Origin of the sequence: Vreelandella neptunia (genome assembly GCF_022489065.1) — a bacterium.
Classification (GTDB): domain Bacteria; phylum Pseudomonadota; class Gammaproteobacteria; order Pseudomonadales; family Halomonadaceae; genus Vreelandella; species Vreelandella neptunia_A.
In genome coordinates this window covers 877,390-889,772 of record NZ_JAKVTW010000001.1, presented here as the reverse complement: position 1 = coordinate 889,772, position 12,383 = coordinate 877,390, and the positions used below count along the sequence as shown (strand labels likewise).

Annotated in this window: 11 protein-coding genes; 7 read left to right on the top strand and 4 right to left on the bottom strand. The window is 54.8% G+C overall.

The annotated features are described in order from the left end of the window. Positions 1-45 precede the first annotated feature (45 nt). Both nth and MLE19_RS04025 read left to right on the top strand, forming a co-directional pair. On the top strand, positions 46-684 hold the full coding sequence (gene nth / locus MLE19_RS04030; RefSeq protein ID WP_240716769.1) for an endonuclease III: 639 nt from the start codon (positions 46-48) through the stop codon (positions 682-684). A gap of 12 nt (positions 685-696) precedes the next feature. Then, positions 697-1,767, top strand: coding sequence for a carboxysome shell carbonic anhydrase (locus MLE19_RS04025; RefSeq protein ID WP_240716768.1), 1,071 nt, complete (start codon positions 697-699; stop codon positions 1,765-1,767). Here MLE19_RS04025 and MLE19_RS04020 read toward each other — a convergent pair. Then, complete coding sequence (locus tag MLE19_RS04020; protein ID WP_240716767.1) at positions 1,764-2,828, bottom strand: tRNA-queuosine alpha-mannosyltransferase domain-containing protein; 1,065 nt, start codon at positions 2,826-2,828, stop codon at positions 1,764-1,766. The genes MLE19_RS04025 and MLE19_RS04020 overlap by 4 nt on opposite strands. Positions 2,829-3,050: 222 nt before the next feature. Between MLE19_RS04020 and MLE19_RS04015 the strand changes: the two genes are divergently transcribed. From MLE19_RS04015 to MLE19_RS04000, 4 genes are read left to right on the top strand one after another with little or no spacing between them, the layout of a single operon-like run. Continuing rightward, positions 3,051-3,425, top strand: a complete 375-nt coding sequence (locus tag MLE19_RS04015; protein ID WP_240716766.1) for a response regulator transcription factor — start codon at positions 3,051-3,053, stop codon at positions 3,423-3,425. Beyond that, positions 3,422-5,482: a 3'-5' exonuclease gene (locus tag MLE19_RS04010; RefSeq protein ID WP_240716765.1), complete on the top strand. Its 2,061-nt coding sequence runs from the start codon at positions 3,422-3,424 to the stop codon at positions 5,480-5,482. Before MLE19_RS04015 ends, MLE19_RS04010 begins: the two co-directional genes overlap by 4 nt. A 33-nt stretch (positions 5,483-5,515) precedes the next feature. Further along, a complete protein-coding gene (locus MLE19_RS04005; RefSeq protein WP_240716764.1) occupies positions 5,516-5,725 on the top strand; it encodes a hypothetical protein in 210 nt (69 codons plus the stop codon). 2 nt (positions 5,726-5,727) lie between these two features. After that, entirely contained in the window at positions 5,728-8,481 is a 2,754-nt protein-coding gene (locus MLE19_RS04000) for a sensor histidine kinase (protein WP_240716763.1), read from the top strand. Positions 8,482-8,533: 52 nt separating this feature from the next. On the opposite strand, the gene MLE19_RS03995 is transcribed toward MLE19_RS04000, so the two are convergent. The 3 genes from MLE19_RS03995 to MLE19_RS03985 all read right to left on the bottom strand — a co-directional run bounded on the left by MLE19_RS03995 (position 8,534) and on the right by MLE19_RS03985 (position 11,328). Beyond that, on the bottom strand, positions 8,534-9,661 hold the full coding sequence (locus tag MLE19_RS03995; protein ID WP_240716762.1) for a DUF294 nucleotidyltransferase-like domain-containing protein: 1,128 nt from the start codon (positions 9,659-9,661) through the stop codon (positions 8,534-8,536). A 35-nt stretch (positions 9,662-9,696) separates the two neighbouring features. Beyond that, a complete protein-coding gene (locus MLE19_RS03990; RefSeq protein ID WP_240716761.1) occupies positions 9,697-10,026 on the bottom strand; it encodes an HlyU family transcriptional regulator in 330 nt (109 codons plus the stop codon). An 81-nt stretch (positions 10,027-10,107) separates the two neighbouring features. After that, on the bottom strand, positions 10,108-11,328 hold the full coding sequence (locus MLE19_RS03985) for an argininosuccinate synthase (protein WP_240716760.1): 1,221 nt from the start codon (positions 11,326-11,328) through the stop codon (positions 10,108-10,110). Between the two features lie 255 nt (positions 11,329-11,583). Between MLE19_RS03985 and rnt the strand changes: the two genes are divergently transcribed. Continuing rightward, positions 11,584-12,252 carry a ribonuclease T gene (rnt, locus tag MLE19_RS03980; RefSeq protein ID WP_240716759.1) on the top strand — a complete coding sequence of 223 codons (669 nt, stop codon included), beginning with the start codon at positions 11,584-11,586 and terminating at the stop codon, positions 12,250-12,252. Positions 12,253-12,383 lie beyond the last annotated feature (131 nt).

Here is a 12,383-nt window from a genome sequence, read left to right as displayed (position 1 = left end):
ACCATCGCTTGTATCACATCGCTCGTATACATAAAGAGACCAGCCATGAATGCCCAAAAGCGTCATGAAATTTTCACTCGCCTACAGGCTGAAAACCCGCACCCTACCACCGAGCTTAATTGGAACACGCCCTTTGAGCTGCTGGCCGCAGTACTGCTTTCTGCACAAGCCACCGACGTAGGGGTCAATAAAGCCACAGCACGCCTTTATCCTGTTGCGAACACACCTCAAGCGATCATTGATATAGGTATCGACGAGCTAAAAGCGCACATCAAAACCATCGGCTTATATAACACCAAAGCCGAAAACCTGATGAAAACCTGCCACATGCTCGTTAATCTGCACGGTGGCGAAGTGCCCAACACCCGCCAAGCGCTAGAAGCCTTGCCAGGTGTAGGGCGTAAAACCGCCAACGTGATTCTCAACACCGCTTTTGGCCAGCCCACCATGGCAGTGGATACGCATATATTCCGCGTTTCTAATCGCACTGGTATTGCCAAGGGGAAAGATGTTGTCGAGGTGGAGCAGAAACTGCTACGCCACGTACCCAAAGCCTTCCTTCAAGATGCTCACCACTGGCTGATCCTGCACGGCCGTTACACCTGCATTGCCCGCAAACCGCGCTGCGGTAGCTGCATTATCGAGGATCTGTGCGACTATAAAGACAAAACCGAACTCGCTTAGACGGAGCCCTCCATGCCTACCCCAGCAACGCTTCTGCATGATCAGCCCATTGAGCGGCGTATTGATGCGCTCTTGGATTTGTCACGACAACACGCCGAGCACTTCTGTAGCCCTGGGGCATGGCTAGCGCGGCAACGCTATATGGCCCAGCACCCCACCTCTATTGTAGTGATGAAGTGCATGGATGGGCGGATTCACATTCCTCACGCCACGCGCACACCGTTAGGAATCATTACCCCGTTTCGCAACCTGGGCGGCATTTTTGATCTGGGCTGGCCCTATTTGGGGGAGCTGCTGACGGACACCGTTATCGATGCAGCTCAGGCGGGTCGTGGGACGCTAATGTTGATTACCTATCATTTTTCCCGCGGCAATTCAGCCCGTGGCTGCGCCGGTTTTAACTGCGACACCGAAGCAGCCAAAGCCCACGCCTACGCTATTGCCGAGCAGGCGGGCAAGCTATTTGGCCAAGACCACCAGCAGGTTTACCCGCTGGTGTGCGGTTTTGAAACTGACAGCGATGCACTGATTATTCATGGGTACGAAGGTGCCGCCCTTGATGTAAGTGAGTGGGTTGGGCACGCCCCCGAAGCGCTGAGTAGCCAACTCAATGCCATTTGCCCAGACATGCCCCACGACATGCAGCGGGATTTACTCCCCCTGCTAGAAGGTAACCTCGCCCACGTTAGTGAACTGCAAGGTGTGGAACGAGAGCTGGATATCGAGCACCGCGAATGGGTGATATGTATTGGCCGAGGCTTTGATTTTTTGCACCTGCCCAACACCGCGTTGATCATCGGCCCCTACGGGCCTGACTTAGCAGTCCCCATTGGCACTGCGGCCACTATCATTGATACCAATATGCGCGCAGGGCGGATTCCCGACGATGGCTTTATGCTGCTGGCGTCGACGCCCTACCAGCATAGCGGTGTTGATCGCGCCCGAGCAGAGCTTAAATCACACTTCTTATCGGATTTTGCAGAGCAGGTCATTCGCCGAGAGCACCCTAAGCTTGCGCAAAAGATGCGCCGCCATACAGCCGTGGTGCACTGGCCAACGCGACGCTTAGACCGGCTAGACTAGCTTACCCCCTCAACCGTTAATAGCTGGCGGTATGCAGCATGCCAAGCGGGCCACTCCCAAGCGGTCGTATCAAGGGGCTCAGGACGACTAGCGGGGTCAGTTAGCCAATCATAGAGTCCTGCGTAAAGCCCTTCCCGGGTGCCGTCATAGCGATAGGCAGCAGGATAAAGCGCAGGAAAACAGAGCCGATCCGGCACTAATGGCAGCGCCCCACGCTGGGCAGCTTCCATAATCGCCAGGCCCTGAAACTCGTGCCAGGTGGTCGAGACGACAATACCAGCGCTATCCAGCAGCTCGCGATACGCCGTCTCTGGCTGCGGCCCCCAGGCGATAATATGCTTGGCTAGGCGCTGCTCCGCCTGCTCAAAAATAGCCGGTGCTTGGCGAAAGCGCTGACCTAGTACCGCCAGTTTAAACGCCACCCCGGCATCGCTTAAGGCAAACAGCACGGCGAAGAAGTCCTCCGGGTTCTTGTCATGCTCCCAGCGGTGATTCCAGACAATACGATGAGGTAGCCTCGGCTGATAAGCCTCTGCTCGGCTGGCAATGGGCACTGGCAATACCTTGGCCCGCTCGCGCAGCGCTTCCAATGGTTTAGCAGCAGGAAGATTTTCCGGCATTTTTTTCAAGAAAGTCCGCGCGCCATCAATAAAGGAGTCGCGGTTGTAAGCGCTATTAAATACCACGCTATCCGCTGCTAGCGCGGTGTAAAGGTTGACCATCTTGGCCTCTACTTGCGGTATCTGATCGCTCGATTCCGGGTAGGCAAACTGATTCTCATGAAAGTAAACCACCTTTTTTGCTCGGCCTAGATGCGGAAACAACCCGATCAGGGTTGCCAGATCAACCATTGATGTAGCTAGCACCACATCAAATGATTGGCTCAAGGTGTCATGCTCTTTTAGCATCCAACTCAAGGGGTTGCCACGAATACGCCAGGCAAAGTGGCGTGGTGGCAAAGCTAAAAGCGTCCACGACACGTCGTCAAGCTGCGTCATTAAACTTTGTGCCCAATAGCGATGACTCACCGCTTCATAGGCAGATAACAGAAGTACGCGCATTGACAGCCTTAGCAAGCAGATCAGTGGTAAGCCATAGCCCTTTAAAACATGCACTTTATAAGCCATGGCACAGGGCTAAGCAGTGTATCAAACCAAGCGCGTTTGCTCGCTGCTGGCGCTTTCAGTGCCAGCGCATTCGGCCAAGGTCGTCTTGGCTGACTGTCTCGATCTATCTAGACTGCAAGCATGCATCGCTAAAACAAATAGAAGCAGGAGTATCCCATGGCCAAAGTGCTCGTCGTCGATGACGAACCCAACATTGTTCTATCGCTTGAGTTCTTGATGGAACAAGCAGGCTTCGAGGTAGTCACCGCCGAGGATGGTGAGCAGGCCCTAGCGCGGGTTGACGATACCCAGCCAGATCTACTGCTGCTCGATATTAGCCTGCCGGGCATTAGCGGTTTTGATGTGTTAGAGCGGCTACGGGGCCAAGAAGCTACCGCCCACCTACCGATTATTATGCTCACCGCTCACGGCCGCGATGTAGAGCGTGAAAAAGGCATGGCGCTGGGCGCTGATGACTATATTACCAAACCTTTTTCGACCCAATCATTAGTGGAAAAAGTTAAAGCGCTGCTCATTGAGGAGCAGCCATGACACGAGGCGGACTGCCCAAACGCCAGCGCCTGATTGGCCTATGGCTCTCGCTAAGCGGCATCAGCTTACTGGGTGGTGCCATTTTTGCCGCCTGGCTGGATGCCCAGCTCGCGCCTACAGGCGTCACGCGAATGGCGCTATGGTTAGGCAGTTTTTCTGGCGGCGCGACGATCTTTTTGGTTGGCTTGTTGCTTGAACGCATGCTGTTTACGCCGCTACGCCATTTACAGGTGCAGTTGGCGCGCTTGGTTGCCAACCCCGACGCCCGGGACGAACACCCACCTGAAGGTTGGCTAAAAGGGCTGGGGCCAGATTTACGCCGTGTGCGCGAAAGCTGGCGCGAGGATCGCAGCCGCCTCGCTACCGCTCACGCCGACGGCGCACGCAGCGCGGCGCGCATTCGTCAGGAGCTGGAAACACTGCTGCAAGTGCTGGAAACCCCCCTGCTGCTATGTGACCACCACCGTCGTGTGATGCTGTTTAACCAAGCAGCAGAAGACTTCTTTGTGGGCAATACCGGGCTAGGTTTAGGCAAGCGCCTTGAAGCGCTACTGCCTGTTGCAAGTTTGCAGCAAGCACTCAGCCAACTGCCTAACGACGGCTCCCCGCGAGAGCTACTCGCCCCGTGCGATAACCGCTGGCTAAAAGTTATTCTGCGCCGCGTGCCGGGTAGCGATGGCGAGACACTGCTAACCTTTGGTGATGCAACGGCGTCGTGGTCGAATGAAATGGGCGTGAGAGCCGAATTGGCCGACATGCTGACACCGCTGCGCCAGCACACCGCCAGCCTAACCAGCGCCGCCGATGCGCTGATCCAATTACGCCATCAGAACGACGCCAGCACGTCATTATTGCGCCAGCGGTTTGAGCGTGTCATTCACGAGGAGGGCGTCACACTCGGCGATAACGTGGCTAAAATCGGCCAACTGCTCGATGATATGCAGCATCAAGGCGAGCGCTTAACGCCGATGTGGTCCAATGACTTCTGGCAAGCCCTGGATGAACGCCTTGATCCGGCTCACCGCTTAATCACTCCGGTGGGCATGCCGGCCTGGTTTAAGGGCGATGCCCCCGCACTCATTGCACTGTTTGACTCTTTAGTGAAACACCTTAATACCCACCTTCCCGAAAGTGGCTTTGAAGGGGAGATATGCCTGGGCAATAAACGTGTTTATCTGGATCTTATTTGGCGCGGCAAAGCGATCCCCGAGCATGAACTGGCCGAGTGGCGCCAGCAGCCGCTCAACTCGCTACCGCTGACACCCAGCGTTGCCGATGTACTGCGCCAACACGCCAGCGAAATCTGGAGCCTTGCCGACGATGACGGCGTGCATGCCCGCCTGCGCCTGCCGCTTCCCGCCATTGAGCGCGTCGGTGCCCCACGGGAAACTGCGCCGCCGCGGCCTGAATTTCATGATTTTGGCATTGCCGACCTCCCTCCACCGGACGAAGCGCTCGCCAGCCGCTCACTGCGCAGCTTAGAAGTAGTCGCGTTTGATACTGAAACCACCGGCTTAGAGCTACGCCGGGGCGATACGGTGATCAGTCTGGGTGCCTGTCGCGTGGTCAACGCGCGCCTGCTGGCAAGCGAAGCCTTCGATCAAAAAGTCGATCCCCAGCGGCCCATCCCCGCCGCCAGTACAGCCATTCATGGCCTCACCGATGCCGATGTGATGGGCGCACCGCCGCTGAATATTGTGCTTACCCGCTTTCGTGAATTTGTAGGTGAAGCCGTACTGCTTGCCCATAACGCCGCGTTTGATCTGCTCGCCATTAGTCATAAAGGCGTCGTGTTTGATATCCCTGTCATCGACACCCTGCTGATTTCTCGGGCGCTGGACGAAGCCTTGGACGGGCATGACCTGGACAGCCTTGCCCAGCGTTACGATCTGGCATTCCCCCCCGGCACCCGCCACACTGCATTAGGTGATGCCCGGGTAACCGCAGAGCTATGGCTTGCGCTTCTGCCACGCCTGGAGGCGCGGGGCGTTGATACCCTGGAGCAACTGCTCGCGCTGCAAGCCAATGCCTTTGACCGACAGGATGCCAGTGCCTAATGAAAAGCTCAGTTATATGAAGAACTCAGTCTCATGAAAAAGACAGGCATGAAATCGCGTAAAACCGAACGCTTAATGGCCTTGGTTACCATTGCCTTACTACTGTTCTGCCCACCCCTGGTTATTGTGGTAGACAACCTGCCTTCTTTTAATGTGGGCTGGCTACCGCTCTATCTGTTTTGCGCTTGGGCAGTGGTCATCGCCTTAACTGCCTGGCTCATGGAACACCGTGCGGACCGCTGATTATGCGCACTGACGCTGTCATCCTTGGTACTGCATTTGGCTATTTAGCATTGCTGTTTGTGGTCGCCGCCTGGGGCGACCGGCGGGCCGAACAAGGCAGATCCCTGATCGGCTCACCTACGGTTTATGCCCTCTCCATTGCGGTTTACTGCACTGCCTGGACGTTCTATGGCAGCGTTGGGCGAGCCGCGGAGTATGGCCCAAGTTTTTTACTTATCTATCTTGGGCCCACACTCGCCATGCTGCTGTCGCCGTTCGTGGTTCGCAAGATGGTGCGTATCGCTGCCAGGCAGCGCATCACCTCCATTGCCGATTTTATCAGTGCCCGCTACGGCAAAAGCACCAGCTTAGGGGCACTGGTCGCCTTAATGGCCCTGATCAGCATCACGCCCTATATTGCCCTGCAATTAAAAGCCATCACCGTTAGCCATGCGGTGCTTATCAACTACCCACAAGCAGCCGACACCACGCTGGTGGATGAACACTTCTGGATGGATAAGTCGCTCTGGGTCGCTCTGGTGCTGGCGGTGTTTATTATTTTATTTGGCACCCGCCACCTGGATGCCAGTGAACGCCACGAGGGCATGGTGGCTGCCATTGCGCTGGAATCCCTGGTGAAGCTGGTCGCCTTTATGGCCGTCGGTGTGTTCGTGGTCTTTGTGATGTTTGAAGGGCCCGCTGCGCTGTTTGAGCAGGTAGCGGCCACGCCAGCGCTCGTGGATAGCATGCGGTTGGACAGCGCTCCCGGTGGCGCCACCGGCTGGGTGGGTATGTTGGTGCTCGCCTTCCTGGCCTTTTTAACCCTGCCTCGCCAGTTTCAGGTGCTGGTAGTGGAGAATGTTGATGAGCAGCACTTAGCCAGAGCAAGCTGGCTATTTCCTCTCTATATGCTGCTGATTAACCTGTTCGTGATTCCCATCGCCCTGGCGGGCCTGCTGTTAGGCACAAGCGCTGGCGACCCCGATAGCTTTGTGCTGACGCTGCCACTCTCAGCGGGACTTGAAGGGCTACCGCTACTGGTCTTTATTGGTGGTCTTTCAGCAGCCACCGGCATGGTGATCGTCGAGACCATCGCGCTCTCTACCATGGTCAGTAACCAACTGGTGATGCCCCTGCTGCTGCGCTCGCGGCGGCTGCACCTAAGCACTAAAGGCGAGCTTGCTGGTTGGCTACTGGGTATTCGCCGGGTCGCTATCGTGCTTATTTTGCTGCTCGGCTATCTCTACCACGCGTTAATTGGTGACTCCTATAGCCTTGTCACTATTGGACTGGTCTCGTTTGCAGGAGCAGCGCAGTTTGCCCCCGCCCTGTTGATTGGCCTTTACTGGCGCGGCGCTACTCGCCAAGGTGCCACGGCTGGCTTAATTACCGGATTCTTAATCTGGTGTTATACGCTACTGCTGCCAGGGTTTGCCCAATCCGGTTGGCTGGATGCAGCGCTGCTTACCGAGGGGCCGTGGGGTATCGGCTGGCTCACTCCTTACGGCTTATTCGGACTCGAAAATTGGGATATTTATACCCATTCGCTGCTATGGAGTATGTTGGCCAACGTGGGGTTATTGGTGGGAGTTTCGCTATTTACCCGGCCAACGCCGCTGGAACAAACCCAGGCGGCGCTGTTCACCGAAGCGATGCATCCCAATCTACAAACCACCTCACTATCTTCAACACTATGGCGCGGGCAAACCACCCAGGGGGCACTTAAAGAGCTGTTGGTTCGCTACCTCGGGCCCCAGACTACCCGTCGAGTGTTCAGCTATAGCAGTACCAAAAACACATTTGTAGCAGACGAACCCGCTTCCGCCGAGTTGATTACGCGTGCTGAGCAGGCATTGGCGGGGGCATTGGGTAGCTCTTCAGCGCGTGTATTGATCAATTCAGTGGTTCGCGGTGAGGCGCTGGATATTGAGTCAATTCTCAGCATTCTCGATACCACCTCACAAACCCTGGAGTACAACCGCCGCTTAGAGCAGACGTCGCAAGAGTTAGTCCAAATTGGCGAAGAGTTACGCAGCGCGAATGAACGGCTACGCGAGCTGGATCGTTTAAAAGACGAGTTTGTCGCCATGGTCAGTCATGAGCTCCGTACGCCGCTAACCTCTATCCGCGCCTTTGCCGAAATTTTGCGCGACAGTGGCCAACTACCCGATGAAAAGCGCCAGCATTTCCTGGGTGTCATCGTTCACGAAAGCCAACGGTTATCGCGCTTAATTGAAGAAATTTTAGACCTTGCCCGGCTGGAAAGCGGTCGTTTAACGCTTAACCCGGTCCCCCTGGATCTTGCCGCTCTCATCCGACACAGTATTGACGCCATCGCGCAATTGCATCAAGAACGTGGTATCCAGCTTGCGGTTCATTTGGACGCTGATCCGGCGATGGTGGTTGGCGACCATGATCGTTTAGAACAGGTGATTATTAACCTACTGGATAACGCTAGTAAGTTTGCCGATCGACACCAGCCTAAAGTGCGCCTATCGCTTTACCGCCATCGCCGCCATTTCCGTTTAAGCGTGGAGGATAACGGAGCCGGTATTAGCGCGGATGAGCGTGAGCGAGTGTTTGAAAAATTTCATCAGATACAGCAGGACGATGATATTCCAAGGGGGCGCCCCAGAGGGAGTGGCTTGGGACTACCCATTAGCCGTGGGATTATCGCCCATCTTGGGGGACGTCTCTGGGTTGAGGATGCCAAAACGCTTGGCGGTGCATGCTTAACACTGGAGCTCCCCGCGGCACCGGATGAGGCTCACACTTAATGCTATTCCGCTAAGATCTTTCAACTAAGAACTATCCGCTAAGAACTATCCGCTAGGCACTTCTCACGCGCTGAACGAATGCTCTAATCTGCTGCAGGTCAAACTTCAGCAGGAGACGCTCGTCTTCGCGCAGGCGGCGCAGGTCAACCCAGCCGTCAGCGGCTTGGCCAGCGCTTTTGTTAACCCGCTGTTGATCCAACAACCGCTGCTGGAATCGCTCAAATATGGCCAACAACATGTCGGATTGTGTCACCGTCAGTACATTCGCCATGTGACTGAGCGCGATCAAGCGCTCCCGAGTCGATATTTCACGCAGGCCGTGCCGAACGCAGAGTAAACGCGCGGCACTGATCAACGGCATTAAGCCTTGATGTTTAAGATTAAGGGCGTGGTCGTGCGGGGCATCAAGATGCGGACTGGAAACGAGCCGACCAAAACGGTCCAGCGCTACCGGCAGCTCATTCAGCAGCGCGGCCATTTCATCCATAAACAGCGACGCTTTTGGGAGTATTGAAGCGATACTCACGTCCAGTTGCTCTGCAAGCGCAGAGTTACCCGCGATGGGGGAAAAATCGAGCAAGATATTGGTCTGCTGTACCCGCTTCACCTGCCGATCAGCAGTCCAGATTTCGAGCTGCGCGTGCCACTCGCTTATCCGCTTGCGCCACATCGGCCAGCGCGCCATCACATGGCCCTGGCAGAGGGGAATACCGGCGTCATCCAGGCGCTGAGTAAACCGCTCGCCCAGGGCTTGAAAGTAGCCGTCAATCTCAACGTGCCGATGGTCCGGATAATCACCGATAATCAGTGCATTATCTTGATCGGGGCCGAGCAGGCTCTCATAGCGTGCCGCTGACCCTAACATCAATACGCAGTAATCGACCGGCGGTGCGCCCCAACCTTGCGCCTGCAGCTCATCGAGCGATTGGGCAATTGCTCGTTGATATAGCCAGGCATTATGGTCACTAATAATTTGGCTAATACGCCATGCGGGTAAATCGTAATGTACTAGCGTTTCAACCAAAGAGAGTTGCCATGCATAGGCTTCAGCAATGGAAGCGTGGGGTAGGGAGCGTTTAGAGAAGAGATCCTGCAGAGGTGCGTCGAGCGCGACGGTATTTAAACCTCCATGCTCATTAAATAAGGCGCGCCAGGGCGAGGCTTGGTGTACCACGCGCATACGCCTCTCCTTTGCTTACGTGTATGTCGGCTTTACTAGACGCTGTCGCCAGCACGCCGTGGGTCAGGCTCGAACATGGCCTCCCCTACTTCATCGATATAGCGCTTCGCTTTGGTGACCATCATGGCATCACACGCTTCGCGTCCTGGCAGCATATCGGAACGCTCAAAACGGTGCTCAAGGGTTTCACCGCTGGCATCAGCCTTACGGATCCAACCGCTAACGCGGTACTGGCCGCTTTGATCGTCCGGCTGAGATACGATCTCATAGCCTTTGTATTCCACAGCATCAGCAGCTTTGGTGGTAGCGCCAGGCGCAGCTTGACGATCACTACCAAAGAGTCCGGATAATAATTTTTTTAACATAGTGGCTCCTCAATATGCCGAGCGGCAGCCATTAGCTGCCGCCCTAACAAGATATGCGCTTTTATAATCAGCTAGGTTTTACTAGCTTTGCTTACGGCCTTTGCCAGCAGCGATACGCAAGCGAAGAGCATTCAGCTTGATAAAGCCCTCTGCATCTTTCTGGTTGTAAGCGCCCGCGTCATCTTCAAAGGTAGCAATTGACTCATCAAAGAGCGACTCATCGGATTTACGACCAACAACCGTTGCGTTGCCTTTATAGAGCTTCATACGCACGACCCCGGATACATTCTTTTGGGTCTCGTCAATGGCCGCCTGGAGCATGCGACGCTCTGGGCTCCACCAGTAACCGTTGTAGATCACTTCCGCGTATTTCGGCATCAGCTGATCTTTCAGGTGAGCTTCTTCACGGTCTAGCGTTAGCGACTCAATCGCACGGTGAGCACGCAACATAATGGTGCCCCCTGGCGTTTCATAACAGCCACGTGACTTCATGCCCACATAGCGGTTTTCAACGATATCCAGGCGACCGATACCGTTATCACCGCCGAGCTTGTTGAGTTTTTCCAGTACTTCATGCGCCTTCAACGGCTCGCCGTCTAAGGCTACGATATCGCCTTTTTCATACGTCAGTTCAACGTAGGTAGGCGTATCGGGTGCGGCTTCAGGAGAAACGCTCCAGCGCCACATGTCATCTTCTGCTTCGGCCCAAGGATCTTCCAAAATGCCGCCCTCGTAGGAGATGTGCAGCAGGTTGGCATCCATGGAGTACGGCGATTTTTTCTTTTTATTAGCAAAATCGACCGGGATTTTATGCTCTTCGCAATACGCCATTAGCTTTTCGCGAGAGGTTAGGTCCCACTCACGCCAAGGGGCGATGACTTTCACGCCGGGCTTAAGGGCATAGCCACCCAGTTCAAAGCGAACCTGGTCATTACCTTTACCCGTAGCGCCGTGAGAAATAGCATCGGCGCCGGTTTCATTGGCAATCTCGATCAACCGCTTGGCGATCAATGGCCGAGCGATGGAGGTACCGAGCAGGTACTCACCTTCATAGATAGTGTTAGCGCGGAACATCGGGTAGACGTAATCACGAACAAACTCTTCGCGCAGGTCTTCAATGTAAATTTCTTTTACACCAAGGGCTTGCGCCTTGGTACGGGCTGGCTCAACTTCTTCGCCCTGACCGATGTCGGCAGTAAAAGTCACTACCTCGCAGTTGTAGGTTTCTTGCAACCACTTAACGATTACGGATGTGTCCAGGCCGCCTGAATATGCCAGCACAACCTTTTTGACATCGGACATTCTTTGCTCCTCGTTGACCATAAGAAATTCATTAATAAAAAACCGCATTCGCCATTTGCGCTCGGCTTGTGCGATAAATCTTTTAAACAGACCCTGAGTATAGCGTTCTCAATGCCCAGCGAATACCGTCAACGACGCCTGGGGGGTAAAGCTGCTAGAATCACACCACTCTAAGCGGTGGCTTGCCGCTAATATTGTCCGCTTTACTAATACTCGCTTGAAGACTATTACTCGCTTGAACATAAGGAGAGCTGCATGAGCGAGGCAATTGCCCGCGAATTAATGGCCCAACGTTTTCGCAGTTACCTGCCAGTGGTCGTTGATTTAGAGACCGGGGGATTCAATGCCCAAGGCGACGCCGTACTGGAGATTGCCGCCGTTACGTTGACCATGGATCCGGAAGGAAATCTGCTTCCTGATGCTACCTACGCCTACCATATTCAACCCTTTGAAGGGGCGAACGTGGAGCAGTCGGCACTCGATTTTACCGGTATTAACCTGGACGATCCGCTTCGCCAGCAGGTTGCGCTGAGCGAAGCGGAAGCTCTCGGTGAAATTTTTCGCCCCATCCGAAAATCGATCAAAGCCCATGACTGCACGCGCGCTATCTTAGTCGGCCATAATGCGGCGTTTGATCAGGGCTTCTTGAACGCAGCGGTTAATCGCTGTGGTATTAAGCGCAACCCTTTTCACCCGTTCTCAAGCTTTGATACCGCCACGCTGGCAGGTTTGATTTATGGCCAGACGGTGCTTGCCAGGGCTTGTCGTGCCGCGGGGATTGAGTTTGACAACAAAGCTGCCCACTCCGCCCGTTATGATACCGAGCGTACGGCAGAGCTATTTTGCGCCATGGTGAATCGTTATAAAGATTTGGGTGGCTGGCAGCTTGCCCAACGCGAACAGGAAATGGATGGCATTGATTAGCCCTACTATTAGCGGCTCAACGCTTGCGATGTGCCAATGCAGACTCTTGTACAGAGAGCCATTCATGCAGAGAGCTACTAATGCAGAAAATCAAGCTTTACGCTAAACTTTGCCGCATTACAGCAATGCGG

Bases quoted from the DNA above. Each gene is read 5' to 3' on its own strand.
- MLE19_RS03990 (WP_240716761.1), bottom strand. From the start codon at position 10,026: ATGTTAAAAAAATTATTATCCGGACTCTTTGGTAGTGATCGTCAAGCT.
- nth (WP_240716769.1), top strand. From the start codon at position 46: ATGAATGCCCAAAAGCGTCATGAAATTTTCACTCGCCTACAGGCTGAA.
- MLE19_RS03985 (WP_240716760.1), bottom strand. From the start codon at position 11,328: ATGTCCGATGTCAAAAAGGTTGTGCTGGCATATTCAGGCGGCCTGGAC.
- MLE19_RS04005 (WP_240716764.1), top strand. From the start codon at position 5,516: ATGAAAAAGACAGGCATGAAATCGCGTAAAACCGAACGCTTAATGGCC.
- MLE19_RS04020 (WP_240716767.1), bottom strand. From the start codon at position 2,828: ATGCGCGTACTTCTGTTATCTGCCTATGAAGCGGTGAGTCATCGCTAT.
- MLE19_RS04015 (WP_240716766.1), top strand. From the start codon at position 3,051: ATGGCCAAAGTGCTCGTCGTCGATGACGAACCCAACATTGTTCTATCG.
- MLE19_RS04000 (WP_240716763.1), top strand. From the start codon at position 5,728: ATGCGCACTGACGCTGTCATCCTTGGTACTGCATTTGGCTATTTAGCA.
- MLE19_RS04010 (WP_240716765.1), top strand. From the start codon at position 3,422: ATGACACGAGGCGGACTGCCCAAACGCCAGCGCCTGATTGGCCTATGG.
- rnt (WP_240716759.1), top strand. From the start codon at position 11,584: ATGAGCGAGGCAATTGCCCGCGAATTAATGGCCCAACGTTTTCGCAGT.
- MLE19_RS04025 (WP_240716768.1), top strand. From the start codon at position 697: ATGCCTACCCCAGCAACGCTTCTGCATGATCAGCCCATTGAGCGGCGT.
- MLE19_RS03995 (WP_240716762.1), bottom strand. From the start codon at position 9,661: ATGCGCGTGGTACACCAAGCCTCGCCCTGGCGCGCCTTATTTAATGAG.